We start from the raw sequence: 20201 nt of genomic DNA on the forward strand, positions 1-20201 counted from the left end.
CCGGTTCACAGCGGAAATTCCGAAATCTGTCAACACTCCGGTAACGATTTCATGTATAATAGTAATCAGATAAACACCTAAACGCTGCCGTGTTGGCGAACGAATGCTATAATACTAACTGCCTGATCTAACTGCTGCGGGAAAAGGAGGGACTCTCTTATGAAACACCTTTTTGCTGTCATCGCCTGTTCATTGTTGCTTATCCTTTCCATGGCTGTGGAAGCCGGTCCCCGAGAGGACGCTGCGGCAGCGGAACTGGCAAAACTGGGATTTCCCGGCGTTTATGTCACAAAGACCAGCTACGGCAATTACAATCACCGTTTTGTAGCCTTTACCACAAAAGGCTGTATTACCGCGGATCTCCGCAATGGACGGGCGGCTCTTCTGGAAAACGCGGACGAAGTCGTGCCGAAGCTGCTTGATCAGCAAAAAAATCCCGGTGACTGCCTGAGCATCCTGCACTTTGCCGTTCCCAATGATACCCGTGATAAGGACGTAAACGCGGGCTGGTGGGAAGGGACCACCCATCATTTCCATGTGTACGCCCTGTATTCCATAGCAAAAGCAGGATATATTGTAGATGAAGGTCTTTTCACCGCTTCCGGTGCGAATGCGACCCACTATCATGACTATCTCTATGAAAAGAAAAACTGCGAACTGGTAATTAATACGCTGGACGAACTGAATTTCCTCATCCGGAACGGTGACTTTTCCCCTGCTGATGTGAAGCCCGAAGCGGATTTCACTTCCGAACAGGCGATGGAGCGGGTCCGCACCTTCTATTACAACCTGAATCATAAGTATTATGACGAAGCCTACAACATGTTTTCCGAAGCATGGAAAAGCCAGGTCGGCTTTAACGGATGGCAGTCCGGCTTCGCGACCACGGTCAGCCAGGAAGTCAGGGTGCTGAACTGCGACAGATCCGGCGGGGTCTGCCGTGTTTATTTCCAGCTGCATGCCGTGGACAATATTGACGGAAAGCTGGTCCACAGCCTGTTTGAGGGCCACTGGGATGTATTCCGTGTAAACGGACGGGCCGTGCTGGGCAATCCCCTGGTCCGGAAGATAAACTAAAAAATAATATACACAGGCATTCAAGGAAAAACGCCCACCCTGTTTACAGGATGGGCGTTCCGTTTTTAATTATAAATTGCAACAATCCCCTGCATCCTTTAACCACATCGTCATAGGTCTCATCAAAATTCCCCGTGTACCAGGGGTCCGCCACTTCCCGGTTTTCCCCGGCAAAACGTAACAGCCTTGTTATTTTTTTATCCGGGTCACCGCCAAACAGCCGCAGCATATCACGGATGTTTTCCGCATCCATGGCAACCAGGTAATCATAGGCGGCATAATCTTCTTTTGTTAACAGCGTGGCCCTGCGTTTTGCAAAAGGGATTCCCATCTGCCGCAGTTTGGCTTTCGTGCCGTAATGGGTATCATTTCCCAATTCATCCCGCCGTGCTGCTTTGGAATCAATCACAAACATTTTTTCCAGACCGGCCCTGCGCACCATATCTTTCATGACAAACTCCGCCATGGGCGAACGGCAGATGTTACCATGGCAGACAAACAAGATATTAATCATCGGGTACAGTTTCCTTTCCGCAAAAAAGTTAAAATGCTGAAAAATTTATTTCATTCTCCGCAAATCAAATTAATTTTAACAGACTTCGCAGATAATTGTATCGCAAACCCGTTAAAACATCCAGTGCTAATTCGCATAAAAAACTGTAAACACTTTTCACTTTTTTTGTAACATTTTAAAAAAAATCAAAAAAACACTACAGATTTTGGTACCCCTTGCGGAGATAGTAAGTAGAGGGGTAATTTTTTTGCAAATTGTGGTTTCGTTTTTTTCGTCTCACGGGATTATAAAAGTGAACCAGAATACTTTTAGGAGGACCATATACCAATGAACCAAACCCAGATCAAGCACCTGATGAACCTGCCCTGCACCAATCCGGGCAACGCGGAACGGCTCCACGCCCTGATTGGCGGCGATTGGAAATTTGTTCCGCAGATCAACCGGTGGATGCACTGGAACGGACAGCGCTGGCAGGAAGAAACCGGCGCGGCGCTCCGCAACGCATCGGTGAACGCCTGCCGGCAGCTGGCTTCCGCCATTCGCAGCCTGCCCCAGACATTGGACCCGACAGAACAAAAGCACCGCGCTTACGTTTTGGACTGGCTGCGAAAATCGGAATCCCTGCACAGTTTTAAAGATACCGTAAACTACTGGCAGGGCAGCAACGCAACGGACTTTGCAGCGTTTGACGCGAATCCGTTTCTGCTGAATGTTCAGAACGGCACGATGAACCTGGCCACCGGTACGTTGCAGCCGTTTGACAAAAACGATCTGCTGACAAAAATCTGCGCCGCAAGTTATGAGGAAAATGCTGTCACAAACGAATCTTTTTCTGATTTCAGCGAAGAGAAACCAGTTGCAATAGAAGAAACAAAAGATACTATTTCTCCGGAAAAAAACAGCTGTTTTGAAAACAGGACACAGGAAACAACCCAAAACGATTCCTCTCAAAACCTCTGGCTGCAGACCGTCAGCACCATCCTGCCCGATCCGGCGGTCCGCCGCTGGATGCAGAAGTTTATGGGCTACTGCCTCACCGGCAGCACGGAAGAAGAAAAGTTCGTCATTGCCTGCGGACCCGGCGGCAGCGGCAAGGGCACGTTCTTTGAAACCATTGCGGCTGCCATCAGCGATTACAAGTCCACCCTGTCCATCGACACGCTGCTGGCTAACGCCTGCGTGACAGACGGGCAGCGCCCTACCCCGGAATTCGCCAAACTGCCCGGCAAGCGGTATGTACTATCCAGCGAAAGCAATGCCAACCGCCGTCTGGACGAAGCAAAGGTAAAACTCCTCACCGGCGGCGATACGCTGACGGCCCGGCATCTTAACGCAGAGCCGTTTGAGTTCCGCCCTGCTTTCAAACTGATCCTACAGACCAACCATCTGCCTGCCATTGCCGACGCCATGGACAAAGGTATCCGCCGCCGTCTGGTGATCGTTCCTTTTACAGCGCAAATTAAAAACCGGGACACCAGGTTAAAACAGAAACTGCTGCAGCCGGAAAACCTGAACGCCTGCCTTGCCTGGTGCGTGGAAGGCGCAAAACTCTGGTTCGCAGAAGGACTGGACAACGATGTGCCGGACGAAGTGGCCAAAGCCGCTGCTTCCTATTATGAAGAAAGCGATTTGCTGCAGCAGTGGCTGGACGAACGGACGGAACCCAGCCTGGGTTTTCTGAAATTCAGCCGGGCGCTGGAAGATTTCAACAACTGGTTGTCCAAAAACGGCAGCCACGGCTGGCAGCGCAAAAGTTTTACCGAAGCCATGCATCTGCACGGGAAAATGAAAATACGCCGGGCAACCGGTTTTGGTTATGACAATTTATGTTTGCGCTGAAACAGGCTGCCGTTTTGAAATTTGCCTGCGCGTTTTATGTGTTCAATATGTTGCAGGCATCAGGGAAATGTTCAGGAGCCAAATGTACTTTTTGCATCATTCGTGTACTTTTTCAATGGGCAATGCACTTTTTCTGAAAAAAGTACATCGATGCTATTCCAGTATTCATGCGGTTTGCAGATATGCAATGTATTTAATGTACTTTTTCCCTTACTCTATTCCATATAACACATCTTTTACAGAAATGATGTATAAAAAAAGTACACTAAGTACATCCGGATTGTAAAAGCCGGCAGTGATGCTGGATTTGATACATGTACTTTTCATGTACTTCGTGTATTTAATGCTCTATTTTAATAACATCCCTGCAAAAACGAACACAAAAAATACATATTTCCGTCAAGCTTTCGCCCTTTTTTTCTATTACTATAAACACAACGAACCAGGATTGAATCAATCCGGCAAATTATTTAAAACAACGCAAACGATTTAAAGGAGGCGAAACAAGATGAAATTCAACTTTAAAAAAATAGTAACAGCCGCATGTATGGCCGCTTTTCTTGCCACTTCGTTTTTACCGGGAATCAGTGAAGCCTCCAATGGCCGCATGAGCCTCGCGCAGGCACAGCAGGAGGTGAAACGCCCGCTGTACCGTCATTACAAACCGGTTCAGAAACACGGTCACAAGCACTTTAAAAAACAGTTGCACCATCGGCATGACCTGCACAGACCTGCCATGCATACCAGAGGCCCCATTTCCCATACGTGGACTCCCGTCAGGCATGTTCCGGCCCACCATATGAAATCCCACAAACAGGCTTTTAAATCACATGGCCCGGTGCGGCACATGCCGCCAAAACATCACGATTATCGGGGCGCAAGACGATAAGAACTGCAAACACCCCTGCCTGCCGCTTCTGATGTAACGGCAGACAGGGGTGTTTTATTGTCCTTTGCGTAAAAAATCTTTGTCAAACAAAAAGCGCCCACATTATGCAGGCGCTATGAAAAATAATCAATGGTTTCTTAAATGCTTATTTATTGAACAAATGCAGCAGCGAACCTTGTTAATGTTTGTTATTTTCCCAGCTTCGCCTCAAGCGCCGCCAGCCTGGCTTCCAATGTTTCAATCTTTGCCGCCTGCTGCGCATTTTCTTCCGTAAGGCTCACGATCTTCCTGGCCATGGCCGCCTTGCTGGTGGAAACGCCTTTGTCCAGCGCGAAGCTCACGCCAACATTCAACAGGTTTTCTCCGTTGCCCATACTGCCGCCCATGCTGAACAGCACCTGGTCGTTGGGACGGTAGAACAGGCCTAACGCCATGGCGTTGGCACTCCGGTAATTACCGAAGCCTGCCGCCGCGCTGAACTTGCCGTCCGTGTCCATCGGATGCAGGGCTGCCAGAGCTGCCGCGCCGGCGCCCACTTTTTCCACCTTGCTGTCCACATTGCTAATGCGGTGGCTGAGTTCATCAATGCCAGCTCCTGCGCCGCCTGCCAGAGCCGCTATTTCCGCATCCAGCGCGCCCAGGTTTTCACCGACGCTGTTCGACGCCTTCACATAATTGCCGTCTGCCGTTGTGCCGATGGCATCTTCATTCTTCTTTACCTGAGTATCCAATGCAGTCAGGTTATCTGCCGTGCTGTCAGCCGCTTTAATATAATTGCCGTCAGCACTTACCCGGGTCTCCGTAAATACCGTACCGCCTGTTACGATGCCGGTATCACCGGAAGCAATCGTGCCATTGGTAACCACGTTTACCGCATAAGTTTTTGCATTTCCGTCAGTGCCGTCTGTTACAGTAGTATTTGTGCCGTCTACTACTTTTACGGCCTCTTTGGCCAGGTCACGGACTACGGTTTTCCCGGAATCGGTAATATTATCCAACGATTTATTTGCCTTTCCGTCAATCGCAGCAGACTGTAACTGTAACGCTTCATACACCGTGCCGCCGGTCACTACGCCTGTGTTGCCGGATTCCACTTTTCCGTCTTTCTTCAAAGTCAGTGTTCCGGAAGAATCAAAAGCAAAATCTTTGGTGTCTGCTTTTACGCTGATTTCATTATCTGCTATGGAAACACCTTTTCCGGCCGTATATACTGCCCCTTCCGCCACCTTTTTCAGCTGCGCCACGTTCACGGCATCGGTATCCTTGGAGCCTGCCGCCACACCGGTAATCTGGCGGGTAATACTCTTGGTATCATCACTGCTGTCAATATAGCCTACTGCAATATCATTCGCAGTAGATATCCAGGCACTCCCTGTATCACTGTCTGTTTTCCGGTAAGCATCCGTCGCGCCCGCTGTACGGAAAGCCACTGATCCGCTGCCCAAGGCCACCGCATCCGCTACGGTAACTTTAGCTCCCTTGCCGACGGCAGCAGAATTATCCGCTCCTGTGTCAACGACGCCGCCTAAAGCTGCCAGGGAGTTTTCCGCCATCGCCTGGGACGAATCACCAAACGCCGTGGAATAATCACCGCCGGCTACCGACTTGTGGCTCCAGGCCGTGGAAGCCACACCACTGGCTTCTGTTTTAATACCAAAGGCCGTAGAAGCTAACCCGCTGGCAGTGCCGCCTTTGACATAATTAGAGCCATCGTGGTAACCGCCCCAAGCAGTAGCGCCTGATCCGCTGGCTTCTGTCTCTCTTCCAAAGGCCGTGGCATACTCACCCTTGGCAGCCGTACCACTTCCGAAGGCCGTTGAAGCTAACCCGCCGGCTATCGAGCCATTTCCAAATGCCGTTGACCATACTCCGCCGGCTTCTGTAAAAGCACCGAACGCTGTAGAAGCACTTTCGGTGGCCTTTGTACCATTGCCCCAGGCCGTGGAATAATTATTGCTGGCCGTTGTTCCACTGCCAAACGCCGTGGCATACTCACCCTCGGCAACCGTACCGCTTCCGAAGGCCGTAGCGCCTTCGCCTTTGGCCGTTGTTCCCTCACCGAACGCCGTGGCACCTTTGCCGCTGGCCGTAATTTTACTACCTCCGCCAGATGCATAGCCAAACGCGGTAGCGCCTTCGGCTTCTGCAGAAATGCTTCCGCCTTCTTCAGCATAGCCAGACGCTGTAGCACCTCTCCCGCTCGCAGAAATGCTTCCGCCTTCATTAGTGCGACCAAAGGCTGTTGCGCCCCACTCTTCTGCTTTAATGGCACCGTCGCTGGCAGCGCCAAAAGCTGTCGCACCCATTTCCGTTGCTAATATCTGACCTTTTTCTCCGTAAGCACGTCCAAAGGCTGTAGCGCCTTCCTTATCGTTCGCCCCTCCTCCGGTTCCGGCTGATATCTTTCCGCCCATCGTAGCGCTGCCAAAGGCTGTAGCGCCTCCCCCTTCTGCCGAAATGGCTCCGCCTAACGTAGCATATCCGTAAGCCGTAGTGCCAATCTCGGCTGCTTTAATGCTGGGCGCATCATAACCACTTTTTTTTGTCCCGACATAACCGAACGCCGTGGAATAATCGCCGACGGCTTCTGTTCTCATACCAAACGCCGTGGACCCTTCACCGTTTGCTGTTGTCGAAGCTCCAAACGCCGTGGAATAATCGCCGAAGGCGTTTGCCTCACTTCCGAACGCCGTGGAAGCTAAACCGCGTGCTTCTGTCCCAATTCCGAACGCTGTGGAATCATCGCCAGTAGCCCATGCTTGGAAACCGAATGCCGTGGCATTATTACGTTCTGCTTTGGTATTTGAGCCCCAGGCAGAAACATTGATTACTGCTGTCCCAAAAACATTACCGCTTCCTGAAACTTTGGCAGTACCTTCATTGTCAGCGCCCCACGCCACAGGCAGGCTGTATGCCCCTGTCAGATACGTACTCAGCAGCAGACCGCACAACACCCGTGCTGCCAGTTGTTTTTTGTTGGTTGTCCGGAAATTTGTCATGGCTGTACCTCCTGTTATTTGAAAAAAACATGCTATATTTATGCTAATCTATTATATTGATTATGAATATAATACTTCAGTTTAATTATATTTTATCTTCGTGAATATCACAATTTTTTTAACATTTTTCAGGAATTGTATAGTTTTCTTTTGGAATTATGTTTCGTATGTGACAATTCGTTAAGCAGAGCCTTTTCCTTATAGCGCTATGATTCAAAGAAAAAATTTGCAGGAAAAGTTTTCCAAAACCCACACAAATCATTGAATCATTTATGGGCATGCGTTATAATAATAGAGTAAACTTCCCATAAGTTTACATTACCCTTATGATAATTTTAAAATCGTATTAAAATTTTAAAAATCAAGGAGGAGAAGTTTTATGAAAAAAACGTATGTTGCTGGTTCCCTGATGCTGGTTATGGCTCTCATGATGGCCGGTTGCGGCGGCGGGGACAAAAAGGCTGACGCCCCGAAGAAAGACGCTCCGAAAGCGGCAGCTGCCACCGATACCGTAATGCTGTATTCGTCCATGCAGGAAGACCAGCTGAACGCGGTTAAAAAAGCCTTTGAGAAGAAATATCCCAACATTAAGATGGATTATTACTTCGCAGGCACCGGCAAAGTTAAAACCAAAATCTTCACCGAAGCAAAAGGCGGCCAGGTTGCTGCTGACGTAATCTGGGTTGGCGACCCTGCCGACTATATCGGATTCAAAGCCGACGGGAAGATCCTCCAGAAATATGAATCTCCGGAAGCCAAGAACATCGATAAGGCCTTTATCGATCCGGAAGGTTTCTACACCGGCGCCCGTATGATGAACATGGGCATCGCCTACAACACCACCAAAGTTAAGAAGGAAGAAGCCCCCAAGACCTGGAACGATTTACTGGATCCGAAATGGAAAGGCCAGATCGTTATGACCGACCCGGGCACTGCCGGCACCACCAAATACGCGGTTGGCGCATTGATGGCCAACAAGGATTACGGCCCTGCTTTCTTTGAAAAACTGAAAGCTAACGGCACGGAACTGCAGTCAGGCACCACCGCTTCCCACAACCAGATCGCGGCCGGCGCTTACAAAGTCGGCATGTGCCTGGACTATGTTACCAACAACCTGAAAGCCAAAGGCTCCACTATCGACTTCGTATATCTGGATAAAGATATCGTTTCCATTTTCAGCCCCGTGGCTCTGGTTAAAGGCGCCAAGAATGAAAAGAACGGCAAACTGCTGATTGACTTCATCCTCTCCAAGGAAGGCCAGGAAGTTCTGGTTGCCAACAACCTGCTGTCCGTCCGCAAAGACGTAAAACAGAAGGGCGAAAGCGCCGAAACCATTGCCAAACGCGCTATGAAGGTTGACCTGCAGGCACTGGCAACCGGTTCCAAAGATATGCTGAAACAGTTTGACGGCATCTTCAAGAAAAAATAATCCGTAACGTTAATTGCAAAAGGCAGCAATTTAGTTGACGCCTTTCCGATTCTAAGGAAGCACTGATCTAACAAGTGTCTCCTGAAACCTCATGGTGAAGACAGGGGATAACCTGCCTTCACCATTTTTCTATTTCACCATCAGGAGGAAGACCTATGGCTGATGTCCGTTTTGAAAACATCACGTTCCACTACGGGGATAAATGCATCCTGAAAAATTTTTCCCTCACCGTGGAAGAAAGCCAGATTATGTGCCTGGTAGGTCCTTCCGGCTGCGGCAAGACCACCCTGGTGCGCTGCCTGTTAGGTTTTATCAAACCCGAGACAGGCGCCATCTATGTGGGTGACCGCTGTGTATTCAGCGCCAAAGACCGGATCGACGTCCCCCCCGAACGCCGCCACATCGGCGTGGTATTCCAGGATTACGCAGTCTGGCCCCATCTGACCGTTTTGGAAAATATTCTGTATCCTATGAAGAAGATGCGGATGAACCGGGACGAAATGGCCCGCCGGGCCAAACATGCCCTGGAACAGGTCCGCATGGTAGGATATGAAAATCATCTGCCCAGCCAGCTTTCCGGCGGGCAGCAGCAGCGCGTGGCCATCGCCCGTGCGCTGGTAAGCAGCGACGAAGTTATCGTCATGGACGAACCCATCACCAACCTGGACGCCAAACTCCGGGAAGAAATGCTACAGGAGATCCGGGTGATCCAGCACGATATCGGCACCACCATCCTGTACATCACCCACGACCAGGAAGCGGCGCTGCAGCTCTGCGACAGAATGGCAATCATGGATTACGAAGGCAATCTGTGCCAGCTGGGCGCCGACGAGGATATCATCCTGCGTCCCGCCAACCGTTTTGTCTTTGAGTTTATCGGCGTATCCAATTTCCTTTCCCTGGTGCAGCAGAACGGCCGCGCCTATATCGACGTAGGCGAAAAATATCCGCTGGATGACTGCCCCATGGACATTTTCGCCAGCGGGCAGAAAATGGAAATGGGCGTACGTTCCAACGATATCGCCTTCGACAATACGTCCCCCATCCGCGCGAAAGTCCGCAGTTCCGTCTTTCTGGGCAGCGAATACAACTACTTTATCCAGTTAGGCAACCGGGACCTGCGGGTACAGCAAAACGCCCTGGACGTAATCCAGCACGGCGAAGTGAAGGAAGGACAGGAAGTCGGCCTGCGTTTTCTGCAGCCCCGTTATTATCCGGCTAAAGAGCAGAAAGGAGGCAACGCATGAATATCGGCAAATCACGCAAAACGTCAGACTTAGCTGCTCTGGACGGCGCAACCTTCGGACTGGATAAGGCCATGACCCTGGTCAGCTTTGTCCTGCTGTTCGTCATCGTATTCATCCCCATCTTCATGATCGTGTACAATGCGTTCTTCTTTGAAGGACGGTTCGACATTGAAATGTTCCAGACCGTCGTGTTCAGCAAAGATAATGTGGAGGCCATGACCAACACCGTCATCATCGGCGTTGCTGTGACCGTCTTCGGCACCATCGTGGGCCTGTTCTACGCCTGGCTGCTGGGCCGCAGCGACATCCCCTGCAAAGGCCTCATGCGGGCCCTGTTCATGATCCCTTACATGTTCCCGCCTTTCTTCGGGGCCATGGCATGGGACATGCTGCTGTCCGGACGCGGCGGCTATGTGAACACCTGGCTGATGAACACCTTCGGCTTTGAAACCGCCCCGCTGAACATCAACTCCCTGTGGGGCATCATCTTCGTGGAAGTTTCCTACTACTTCCCCTTCGTGTTCATGCAGGTGGTTTCCGCCCTGGAACGCATGGACCCCACGCTGGAAGAATCCGCCCGTATCGCTGGCGCCTCGCAGGGTACGGTTATCCGTAAGATCACGATCCCGCTGGTAACCCCGGCCATTTCCGCCGGCGCCCTGCTGATCCTGATCTCCTCCCTGGCACACTTCGGTGTTCCGGCTATCTTAGGCTTCTCCAAACAGATCTACACACTGCCCACCGTAATTTACGCCTGCATCGACCGGGCGGGCGGCAGTTTTGAAGGCATCCGTCAGGGCGCGGCCCTCTCCATCCTGCTGGTATTTGTCGTAGCCATGGCGCTGATTTTACAGAAGATTGTCCTCAGCTCCGGTTCCTACGACATCATCAAGGGCAAGAGCATGCGTCCTACCCTGATCAAACTGCGCGGCGCAAAATATCCGTTGCTGTTCTTATCGGTCATCACCCTGATCGTCATCGTTCTGGTTCCTCTGGTCATGATTTTCCTGGAAGGCCTGGTCAAAGCCTATGGCCTGCCGCTTATCCCGGAAAACTTTACGCTGGAAAACTTTCAGAATCTGGCAACCAGCAAGGCGACCATGGATTCCATCCGCAATTCCCTGTTCCTGTCCATCTCCGCCGGTGTCATCTGTATGTTCCTGGGCGTTATGGTGGCGTATGTTGTTATTAAGATCAAACCCAAAGGGAAAGAAATTTTGGAAATGCTCTCCGTGCTTCCTTATTCCATTCCCGGCACCGTGCTGGCTATCGGTGTAATCCTGGCTTGGTCCGGCGCGCTATGGGGCATCAGCCTCTACAACACGATCTGGATCATCCTGGTAGCCTACATGGCCCGTTACCTGTCCTTCTCCATGAAGAGCGCCTCCGCCTCGCTGCAGCAGGTGCATCCTTCCCTGGAAGAAGCGGCAAGGGCCTGCGGCGCGTCCCATACGGAATCCCTGAAAGACGTAACGCTGCCGTTGATCCGTCCCGCCATGGTGGCAGGCTTCTTCCTGATTTTCCTGCCCTCCATGCGCGAGCTGACCACGTCCATCCTGTTGTACGGTCCTTACACCCGTACCCTGGGCGTGCAGATCTTCGCACTGCGTGACTCCGGTCAGATTCCCCAGGCATCCGCGCTGGCTGCCATCGCGATCCTCATCATTATCGTCTGCAACTTTATCGTAACCCAGATTACCAAAGACAGAAAGGGTGTGTAAAACATGGCGGAAGATCAGATTATCTTAAAACATGTAACCAAACGTTTTACCACCAAGACCCTGGGCACGGTAACGGCGGTAAACGATTTCAATCTCAACATCCACGAGGGCGAATGCTTCTCGTTCTTAGGCCCCTCCGGCTGCGGCAAGACTACGACCCTGCGTATGATCGCAGGCTTCGAAGACCTGTCGGAAGGTGAGATCCACCTCTGCGGCCAGCCGGTTTCCATCAAAGAAAAAAACCTCTACGTTCCTCCGGAAAAGCGGGGACTGGGCATGGTGTTCCAGGCTTTCGCAGTCTGGCCCCACATGAATATTTTTGATAACGTGGCTTTCCCCCTGCAGATCAAAAAGGTTCCTCACGACGAGATCCGCAAACGGGTAAAGGAAGCGCTGCATCACACCAGTCTGGACAACATGGAAGACGTGTATCCTTCCGACCTGTCCGGCGGACAGCAGCAGCGTATCGCCTTAGCCCGTGCCATCGTCACCAACCCCAAGGTCATGCTGCTGGACGAACCGCTGTCCAACCTGGATCCCAAACTGCGTGAAAGCATGCGTTTCGAAATCAAGGCCCTGCAGCGCAAGTTCGGTTTCACCGTTATCTTCGTAACCCATGACCAGAGCGAAGCCATGGCCATCTCCGACCGGATGATGGTCTGCGACATGGGCAACATCATGCAGATCGACACCCCGTCCAATCTGTACAACAAACCGGTGAACCGTTTCGTGCACAACTTCCTGGGCCAGTCCACCTTCCTGCACGTAGTGCTGAATCACGGCCAGGTCTATGCCCGGGGCGATATGCAGAACCCGCTGCCGCTGGCCATTCCGGAACATGCCGAGAGGGAAATGGTGGTAGCCACCCGGCCCAACGCCATCGACCTGAACCGGGACCACGGCTTCAAGACCCACATTTACAGCCGCGTGTTCCTGACCGATACCACCGAGTATCTGGTACCGATGGGCGACCAGCTTCTGAAGATCCAGACGCCGCACCGCATTGCCTTCGGCAAAGGCGAAGAATGTTATGTGGACTTTACTCACGTCATGTGGTATCCGGAAGAAGATGAAAGCGCCGAAGCGGAACGGGCTAAACGGCAGTTAGTGTAAAACGGAAGTTAGTATAACATCAAAATAAAAACAGGCGACGTTCAGTCGCCTGTTTTTATTTTACCCAACTATCAGTTTTTATAACCGTGGGAAGCGTCATATTCTTTGTTGGCTTCCAGTGCTGCTTCCTGGGTCGCTTTGTCTTTAGCTACCGCTTCTTTCCAGCTTTCATCAGCCGGAGCGGCAACTTTCTCAACCGCAGGGGCGGCCGCGGGTTCAGCCGGCGCGCCGTTTGTATAACCGTGGGCCTTGTCGAAATCTTTGTTTTCCTTTACCGCCTCAGCCTGGGTTGCTTTGTCCTTTTCCCATGCGGCGTTCTTGTCAGCAGCTACCTTTTCCGCCTTCTTTTCCGCAATTTCTTCTTTGATCACTGCGGCCGCTTCATTCTTGTAGCCGTGCGCTGCGTCATAGTCCTTGTTTTCCTGTAATGCCGCGGCCTGGGTCGCTTTATCCTGCTCCGGAGTCGTCGTTACCGTTTGCGCGAAAGCCGTGGAAGCAAACAGACAGGCCAGAACGCCTGCAACCATCATGGATTTTTTAACTACATGTTTCATAAAACACACCCCTTTCAGATTTTTAACCCTGAGAACACTACATGAACTCTTTATTAAATTATATCACAAGTTAGCATAAACGTAACGATTATTTTATGTAATACCAGTTATCGACACAAAATTTAGTTTTCATAACATCGCCCTCTATATCTATGCTTGTAAAAAGAAACTTCATATAATATAATAAAATTGATAAATTATAAGTTGGATATTAAAATAAAATGAACTGAAATGTAACTGCAAGGAATGTAGTTGCAGCTTTTAACAGGGCTGGTGATTAAATTAATGAAAATGAATAAGATAGCACAGTATTTAAATTTTAGAAAATGGCCGAAAGCCAAACAACATGAGTTTCTGTTTAATCTTGTCCTTGGCATCGGGTTTATGGTTGTCTTTATTTTGCTCCAAAATACAGCAGCGCGCCAGGCAGTGATTAATTCCTGGTTCGATAAGTACATTGCCTGGAGATTTGAAATAGACAGCAATAAATTTATATTACAAAATGTATTGCCCGGTTTAAAAAAGAGTGATGCAAAAAAAGTTTCAGATAATATTGTGTTTTTGCGTTTTGACAGGCAGGCATTTAAGACATTGGGACGCCCTGTTATTACACCGCGGGATAAAGTGGCTGACCTGGTTAATATTGCCTATAAGGGCGGTGCCAAAGTTATCTATCTGGATATGCTGTTTTCTGAACGTGATTACTCTCCAGCCCCGGCGAAGCCGTTGGCGGGCGATGTTACAGCAAAAGACGGATTAAGCAGGGACAGGACATTAGAGGATTTACTCAATGAGATAAAGAACGATGCCGGGTCGCAGACAAAGGTTTTACTTCCGTTTGAAACATATGAAATAGACGGAAAGCTGAAGGATATCATATTTTCATCAAAAGGGGAGTCAATCATTGATAATCATAAAATATTTGCAGTTACCCCGAAGTTTACAAGAGGCAGTGATTCCCGCGCCCGTTTCTGGATGCCCTATGAGGGATTAAAAGACCAGGATAATAAAGGAAAAATAGCCGATGTGCTCTGGTCAGTTCCAATGACTGCATTAAGCCTGTTTTACGGAGACGGACAGCAGCTTGTAAAACTGAGAGAAGATATTTTGAAAAGAGACAGGTTTAACATTGATGATGAAGAATTCATCCTCGAATTGCCGGATCGCAGCGGGGCCTTTACGTTTTACAGGGAGAACTATAAAAATAATGCTTCCGTCAGGGATTCGGAACATCTGCAATATAACAGGATACAATACACCCTTATGCAGGATCCGATTGATAAAAGGACTATAAGCAGTGATCATATCGGCAGCTGGATGAGAGACAGTTCCCATATAGATAATGAATATATTAAGTTTAAAGATAAGATTGTAATTATCGGAAGAGACGATCCGGACTGTAAAGATTTCCACAGTACTCCGGTTGGCATAATGGCGGGAATGTATGTTCATGCAAACAGTATTGCGACAGCCATGGGAGAAACGCAGCCGCATCTTACAACAACCGGCAGGCAAGTAATGGTTGATATATTACTAATTCTGCTGACCGCCTATGGGTATGCGCTTTTACCTTCATATTTAGTTAAATATTTCCTTACACTTCTGACATTGATTTTCGTTCCCTGTTCCTTTTTGTATTTTTGTCAGACAAATGAATTTGTTTATATCAGCTGGGCTTTTGCCAGCATAGGGGCATTGCGTTTATGGTTGTCTGTATTTTTTACCAAAATACAGCAGCGCGCCGGTCGGTGATTAATCAAACGCTTTACAGATGCTGTAAAAATACGTTGTTATATTAAAAAAGTTTTTGTATTTCATAAATATATTAAAAACGGAGGTGTACGAAATTATGAAGAAACTTAACTTAAGAGCACTCTTTTGCATCCTTACGGTGATTGCATGTATGACATGTTCCGTTGCTTTTGCGGAAGATGAGGTTGCCGAATTTGTAAACTATGATGATATTGCGAATGAAGTTAAGATCATACATCCTGAAGGTTTGCAGCCAAAAGGTTCAAAAAGGCTGTTGTATAATGGCGATATAATTATGGGAGATACGCAGAAATTTTCAATAACATGTAAAGAATATGCGAGGGTGGTAAATTTAGATTCTAATGCTTGTATCATTATATATGAGCCGCCTACGGGGGCATCGCAAATAAGTAATGTGGTACTGAATTCGCTGGGACCATTTTGTTCCGCTCCGAAAAATGTGGAAGGTTTTGTTTATGGCGGAACCCGTGGACCGGCATCTCCTGCCGGTGACGGCAGCCTGAAAAAAGCAGCACAAAGCCTTACGCCCCGGCCGGGCTGGAACGTTACGCTCTTAAAGAACCAGGAAGTGAATTTTGCATGGAAAAATGCAAATCATGAAACATTTGCCATTATTGACGGAAACGGAAATAAAATTTATGAAAAGAATATCAAAAATCTCAATGGCCTGAGCATTGTTCCGGCCGATATTAAACTGGAAGCAAATGTTCCGTATTCATGGGGTTATGATGGGGAATATACCGAATTTAAATTTACGGTTCTTGATTCACAGACAGAAACAGAAGTGATGGCGAAACTTGCGGAGCTTGACAAAATGAAGTTAACAGAGGAAGAACGCATTTCAAGGAAGGCTCTTCTTGTACAATTGATCAGCGACAGCTTCCCGGATAAAGTCAATTTGTACTGGCTGAGTTCACAGTGGCTTGGAGCGTTTGAGAATCTGGGAGCTAATGAGAAGCAGGCACAGTATTTGCTGCAACGGTGCAAAAGACACCTGGATCAGGAAATGAATCAAAATCAATAAATGATTTTGCGCAAAAATTGCAGGCTGGAACCACTGTGTTAGAAAGGGGCGTTTGAAATTGCGTTTTCAATACGGATTACTCGCGTTTTGTCTGGCTATTAACATATTGAATGTACCAACGTCTGCTTATGCTGAAACAAAAGATGCGACGTCAGTAATTCAGCAGGAAAATAAAAAGCCTGTATCAGAAGCAAACATTGTACAATCTGACGATATACAGCCTGACGAAATGGTTGCAATTGAGAAAGCCCTTGAAGCAAAATCAAAGTTCTATAAAGATGTCAGTCCCTTTTTTGATTTACAGCCTTTGCCCCGTTATTTACGTGACGGTAAAAAACAAATGCAAAAGTATGATGTAAATACTGACAAGGGTATTAAGGATTATGTAAATCACAGGCACGCGGAATATGAGAAGAAAGTTAAAAATCCTGTTCAGGCAAAAGCCATAAAGCTGAAGGCTGAGGACAGACTGGACAGTGCTGTTAATTTCAGCCGGACAGCGTTTTTAAAGCTTGTGACTGATTTAGAAAAAATATACAGTAATAAAAATCATTCATTAATTCTGGCTGTAGAATCGTTACCTGGTGTTTTTAATATGGGTGTGCCTGAACATACCTTTATACAAGATATTTTAGAACGTATAGAAAGAACAAAATACGGCGATGGCTTCCGGGACTATGGGTTAAGGCACGCTTCCGAGGATTTAACACAAATCATGCGCGCGGCTTTTGCGGAAAACGAGAAAAATTATTATTTAGATAGTTTTAAAGAACTGGAAATAATGACGGCGGGCGTAAAACCTGAAACGTATGAGGATGAACTCCAACAAATGTTAAAAATTATGTTTCGGGCTTTGGAACAGGAAAGTAATATAAACCTAAAAGCATTTCGGATTAAAAACCAGATAAACCTTCTGCAAAAGTTTTATCCTGACAGACGTATGGATATATTGAAACGGGAGATCATGCTGGCAGACTGTTACAGTATCCTGGGTGAGAACGCCCGGACAATCTCTGAAAGTAAAAGATTATTACCTTTAGTTCAGGACACTTTTGGAAAAACAAGTGACGAAGCACTGTCCCTGATGGATATTCTGGGAAGAGAATATGAAGTCGCGGGAAAATATCGTGACAGTGAAAGAATCTTTAAGGAAATGACAGAGATCCGGTCAGCAAAATACGGTAAGGATTCCCCACAGGCACTCTCCGGTTTTAATGCGCTTGCCCGTATATATAGTAAATTGGGAAACTATAATGAAGCGGGGGCATTATTAGGGAAAATTAATCCTGTCGCAAAACAGGTATTGCCGAAAGAAGATCCGGTCAGAAGTGACATTGGTCTTTCTCAATATATATTTACTAAATTAATATTGAAGGATGACAATGATAAATTTAATCTCAGTTCTCTGATAGTAAACGGCAATGGAACAGCAGCTGCGTTACGCAGGTTGAATACAGACCGCGCATTTGAACGATGGTTTAAAATGAATAACCTTTTAGGACTGGCCCTGAAATATGATTTGAAATCAGTTGCCGTGTGTATGGAAAAGTTCGGCGATACCCATCATGTAACGCTGCGTACGTTGTGCGATCTCTGTAACACATATTTAAAACTTAATTGTTTGGAAGATTCGCTGGAATTAGCTGCTATTGTATTGCAAAAAAGCCGTGGGCGTTACGGTGAGATGCACCCATGTACTGTGAACGCGTTACATACGCTGGCTGATGCGTACAGGGAATCGGGCAAAGCCAAAGAAGCAAAGGAACTGGACGAACAGGCCCTGACTGTTTGCGGAACCGTGTTTGGCAATAATTCACTTGAAGAACTGGATGCCCGGGCAAGGTTAGCGCAGGACTATTGCCGGGAAAAGAAATTTGATCCGGCCATAAGTATATATGAAGAAGTAGTCCGTTCTTATAAAAGCCATGGAACGGACAATGCAAAGCTATGGGACCTGATGATAAATCTGGCGGAAGCATATGAATTAAACGGTGACTATGCAAAAGCAATCAGTTTATGTGATGAGGTCAGCAGGTATAGCCCAAATCATTTTAAAATGGGGCAACTCAATCAGGACCATATAAAAGCGGTGCATATTTTGGCCAATTCATACAGGAATTCGGGCCAGACAGAATTTGCTGCAGATAAATATATAGAAATGCTGCAGGCACTTGAGAAAGTCCGTCAAATTGATATTAAGAGAGATGAAAAACTTTCGCAATGGTTTGTTACTATGGTTCCCGTTTACAGAGAACTGGCCTCTTTATATCTCGCAGATGAAAGTAAAGGAACTGAAATATTAAAACTGATGGATCTTTGCAAGGCAAGGATTTTGACAGAGCGGTATCATGAACAGATGATGCTGCACGCAGACGGAATCAGTGATGAAGAGCAAAAAGAGGTGGATGACCTTTTAAAAACAATACGGATTCATGACAGAGATATGGAAACGGCCAAACAAGATGGAGATAGTGATTTCTACTTAAGTTTAACCGTTTCAAAAATGAGGCAGCTTGATAAGTATTGGCGCTGCATAGCCAGTTTAAATGAGAAACACCCTGAAGTCATACGTTTTGGCGGTTTCAGTTTAACAAATAATTCGGATATCCTGCAAAAACTTCAGGCCATTCCCCAAGATGCCTGTTTCATTGACTTTACCGTGTTGCGGGAGGATAATCAGGATAATCTGCTTCTGGCCTGCATTGCCAGTCGTGGCGGAACTGTTAAAGCAGTTCCGATACCGGTTGATAAAAGCTTTTTTGATAACTGTCACATTTATCACGATATACTTTCTTATCCTTCTCTTGAAGGTATGCAGGGGGAAGATAAATATCTGTGGAAAAGGCAGGACGGAAGTTACAGAATTGTAACGGATAACGAATATAAAGAACCGGGCGCAAGCCGCGTCAGAACTGCGGAAGAGTTTGAAAATGCGCGGCGGGAGTTAGCTGCCAGGATAAGCAAAAGCCTGATCGCGCCGGTTAAAGACGTGATACCGGCGTCTGCATCCAGATGGATCATCTCTCCCGACGGGGCGTTGAACAACGTACCGTTTGAGACGCTTGTATACAATGGAAAAGCAATTATTGATTCGAAAGATGTCAGTTACGTCCCGTCTTTATCCGTGATGAAGATGATGAAGGACCTTGCAGCAGGACGGTCTCAAACATTAGACCGTAAAGAACTGTTTGCGATGGGCTGCCCTGATTACGGCGGCTTTGCATCTGCCAAAAAGCGCAGCAGTATGCAGGATCTGGATAAGTCTGTGCAGGCGGTTCATCAGAAAGGAAATTCCGGCATAGTACCGCCGGATATCCTGTCAGGATTGAAATGGAATGACCTTCCCGGAACCGGGAAAGAACTAAACGGAGTCTCCACGTTGTTTGCAAAAGACAGGCAAATTACTTTTAAAGGAAAAAATGCTTCCGAAAGTAATTTAAAATCCTTAGATAAAAATGGAGAACTCGGAAAATATAAGTATCTTTTGTTTGCGACGCACGGGCTGTTCGTACCGGAGTTCCCGGAATTCAGCTCTATTGTATTAAGCCAGGATGCGGCGCAGAAGAATAAAGGATTCGGGAACGACGGTTACGTTACTGTCGGCGAATGGATGGGGTACAAACTCAACAGTGATTTAGTCTATCTGTCGGCGTGTGAATCCGGGCGTGGGAAATACCAGGTTGGTGAAGGCATCGTAGGCATACCGTATGCGCTGACTTTGGCAGGCAACCAGAATACGGTGATGAGCCTGTGGAAGGTGGAAGACGATTCCACGGCGGAATTTTCAAAGGCGTTTTTTGAAAAACTGAGCCGGGGCGTACCGCAGGTGAAAGCGTTAAACGATACGAAACGGGAATTTTTGCGACACAAAAGGTTCAGCAGCCCGTCAGTGTGGTCGGCGTTCCTGTTGTATGGGATTTAGAGAATTTGGTTTTCAGTACTATAAAAGCTTTAACAAAAAATCTGCTTAAAGCCATATAAAATTTAAGAGTGTAAGATAAAAAAACCAGCGGCCTTCATAA

The 20201-nt window shown here is 47.8% G+C and carries 13 protein-coding genes; 10 read left to right on the top strand and 3 right to left on the bottom strand.

Annotated elements, in window-relative coordinates; genetic code table 11:
* Positions 1-159 precede the first annotated feature (159 nt).
* Entirely contained in the window at positions 160-1077 is a 918-nt protein-coding gene (locus BM159_RS00640; RefSeq protein ID WP_093912335.1) for a hypothetical protein, read from the top strand.
* A gap of 43 nt (positions 1078-1120) precedes the next feature.
* On the opposite strand, the gene BM159_RS00645 is transcribed toward BM159_RS00640, so the two are convergent.
* Positions 1121-1591 (bottom strand): low molecular weight protein-tyrosine-phosphatase, encoded by a 471-nt coding sequence (locus tag BM159_RS00645; RefSeq protein ID WP_093912336.1) that lies wholly within the window; start codon positions 1589-1591, stop codon positions 1121-1123.
* A gap of 327 nt (positions 1592-1918) precedes the next feature.
* Here BM159_RS00645 and BM159_RS00650 point away from each other — a divergent pair, with 327 nt between their 5' ends.
* Both BM159_RS00650 and BM159_RS11785 read left to right on the top strand, forming a co-directional pair.
* Entirely contained in the window at positions 1919-3430 is a 1512-nt protein-coding gene (locus tag BM159_RS00650; RefSeq protein ID WP_093912337.1) for a DNA primase family protein, read from the top strand.
* Positions 3431-3938: 508 nt separating this feature from the next.
* Positions 3939-4319, top strand: coding sequence for a hypothetical protein (locus BM159_RS11785; RefSeq protein WP_143089366.1), 381 nt, complete (start codon positions 3939-3941; stop codon positions 4317-4319).
* A gap of 188 nt (positions 4320-4507) precedes the next feature.
* Here the strand turns inward: BM159_RS11785 and BM159_RS00660 are convergent, their stop codons facing one another.
* Positions 4508-7318 (bottom strand): YadA-like family protein, encoded by a 2811-nt coding sequence (locus tag BM159_RS00660; protein WP_093912339.1) that lies wholly within the window; start codon positions 7316-7318, stop codon positions 4508-4510.
* Between the two features lie 379 nt (positions 7319-7697).
* On the opposite strand from BM159_RS00660, the gene BM159_RS00665 reads away from it, so the two are divergent.
* The 4 genes from BM159_RS00665 (at position 7698) to BM159_RS00680 (ending at position 12828) form a co-directional block, all read left to right on the top strand.
* On the top strand, positions 7698-8747 hold the full coding sequence (locus tag BM159_RS00665; RefSeq protein ID WP_093912340.1) for an ABC transporter substrate-binding protein: 1050 nt from the start codon (positions 7698-7700) through the stop codon (positions 8745-8747).
* A gap of 155 nt (positions 8748-8902) precedes the next feature.
* On the top strand, positions 8903-9994 hold the full coding sequence (locus tag BM159_RS00670) for an ABC transporter ATP-binding protein (RefSeq protein ID WP_093912341.1): 1092 nt from the start codon (positions 8903-8905) through the stop codon (positions 9992-9994).
* Positions 9991-11715: an ABC transporter permease gene (locus BM159_RS00675; protein ID WP_093912342.1), complete on the top strand. Its 1725-nt coding sequence runs from the start codon at positions 9991-9993 to the stop codon at positions 11713-11715. The genes BM159_RS00670 and BM159_RS00675 overlap by 4 nt, the downstream gene beginning before the upstream one ends.
* A gap of 3 nt (positions 11716-11718) precedes the next feature.
* Entirely contained in the window at positions 11719-12828 is a 1110-nt protein-coding gene (locus BM159_RS00680) for an ABC transporter ATP-binding protein (RefSeq protein ID WP_093912343.1), read from the top strand.
* Positions 12829-12899: 71 nt separating this feature from the next.
* Here BM159_RS00680 and BM159_RS00685 read toward each other — a convergent pair whose 3' ends face one another.
* Positions 12900-13382, bottom strand: a complete 483-nt coding sequence (locus tag BM159_RS00685; RefSeq protein ID WP_093912344.1) for a hypothetical protein — start codon at positions 13380-13382, stop codon at positions 12900-12902.
* 291 nt (positions 13383-13673) lie between these two features.
* Between BM159_RS00685 and BM159_RS00690 the strand changes: the two genes are divergently transcribed.
* The 3 genes from BM159_RS00690 (at position 13674) to BM159_RS00700 (ending at position 20101) form a co-directional block, all read left to right on the top strand.
* Positions 13674-15134 carry a CHASE2 domain-containing protein gene (locus tag BM159_RS00690; protein ID WP_177205834.1) on the top strand — a complete coding sequence of 487 codons (1461 nt, stop codon included), beginning with the start codon at positions 13674-13676 and terminating at the stop codon, positions 15132-15134.
* 97 nt (positions 15135-15231) lie between these two features.
* Positions 15232-16179 carry a hypothetical protein gene (locus BM159_RS00695; protein ID WP_093912346.1) on the top strand — a complete coding sequence of 316 codons (948 nt, stop codon included), beginning with the start codon at positions 15232-15234 and terminating at the stop codon, positions 16177-16179.
* Positions 16180-16231: 52 nt separating this feature from the next.
* Positions 16232-20101: a CHAT domain-containing protein gene (locus tag BM159_RS00700; RefSeq protein WP_093912347.1), complete on the top strand. Its 3870-nt coding sequence runs from the start codon at positions 16232-16234 to the stop codon at positions 20099-20101.
* Positions 20102-20201 lie beyond the last annotated feature (100 nt).

Source organism: Succiniclasticum ruminis DSM 9236 (genome assembly GCF_900112895.1).
In the GTDB taxonomy this organism is placed as follows: Bacteria; Bacillota; Negativicutes; order Acidaminococcales; family Acidaminococcaceae; genus Succiniclasticum; species Succiniclasticum ruminis.

What these genes read in the sequence shown, in the direction of transcription:
- BM159_RS00640 (WP_093912335.1), top strand. Translation starts at nt 160, where the DNA reads ATGAAACACCTTTTTGCTGTCATCGCCTGTTCATTGTTGCTTATCCTT.
- BM159_RS00645 (WP_093912336.1), bottom strand. Translation starts at nt 1,591, where the DNA reads ATGATTAATATCTTGTTTGTCTGCCATGGTAACATCTGCCGTTCGCCC.
- BM159_RS00650 (WP_093912337.1), top strand. Translation starts at nt 1,919, where the DNA reads ATGAACCAAACCCAGATCAAGCACCTGATGAACCTGCCCTGCACCAAT.
- BM159_RS11785 (WP_143089366.1), top strand. Translation starts at nt 3,939, where the DNA reads ATGAAATTCAACTTTAAAAAAATAGTAACAGCCGCATGTATGGCCGCT.
- BM159_RS00660 (WP_093912339.1), bottom strand. Translation starts at nt 7,318, where the DNA reads ATGACAAATTTCCGGACAACCAACAAAAAACAACTGGCAGCACGGGTG.
- BM159_RS00665 (WP_093912340.1), top strand. Translation starts at nt 7,698, where the DNA reads ATGAAAAAAACGTATGTTGCTGGTTCCCTGATGCTGGTTATGGCTCTC.
- BM159_RS00670 (WP_093912341.1), top strand. Translation starts at nt 8,903, where the DNA reads ATGGCTGATGTCCGTTTTGAAAACATCACGTTCCACTACGGGGATAAA.
- BM159_RS00675 (WP_093912342.1), top strand. Translation starts at nt 9,991, where the DNA reads ATGAATATCGGCAAATCACGCAAAACGTCAGACTTAGCTGCTCTGGAC.
- BM159_RS00680 (WP_093912343.1), top strand. Translation starts at nt 11,719, where the DNA reads ATGGCGGAAGATCAGATTATCTTAAAACATGTAACCAAACGTTTTACC.
- BM159_RS00685 (WP_093912344.1), bottom strand. Translation starts at nt 13,382, where the DNA reads ATGAAACATGTAGTTAAAAAATCCATGATGGTTGCAGGCGTTCTGGCC.
- BM159_RS00690 (WP_177205834.1), top strand. Translation starts at nt 13,674, where the DNA reads ATGAATAAGATAGCACAGTATTTAAATTTTAGAAAATGGCCGAAAGCC.
- BM159_RS00695 (WP_093912346.1), top strand. Translation starts at nt 15,232, where the DNA reads ATGAAGAAACTTAACTTAAGAGCACTCTTTTGCATCCTTACGGTGATT.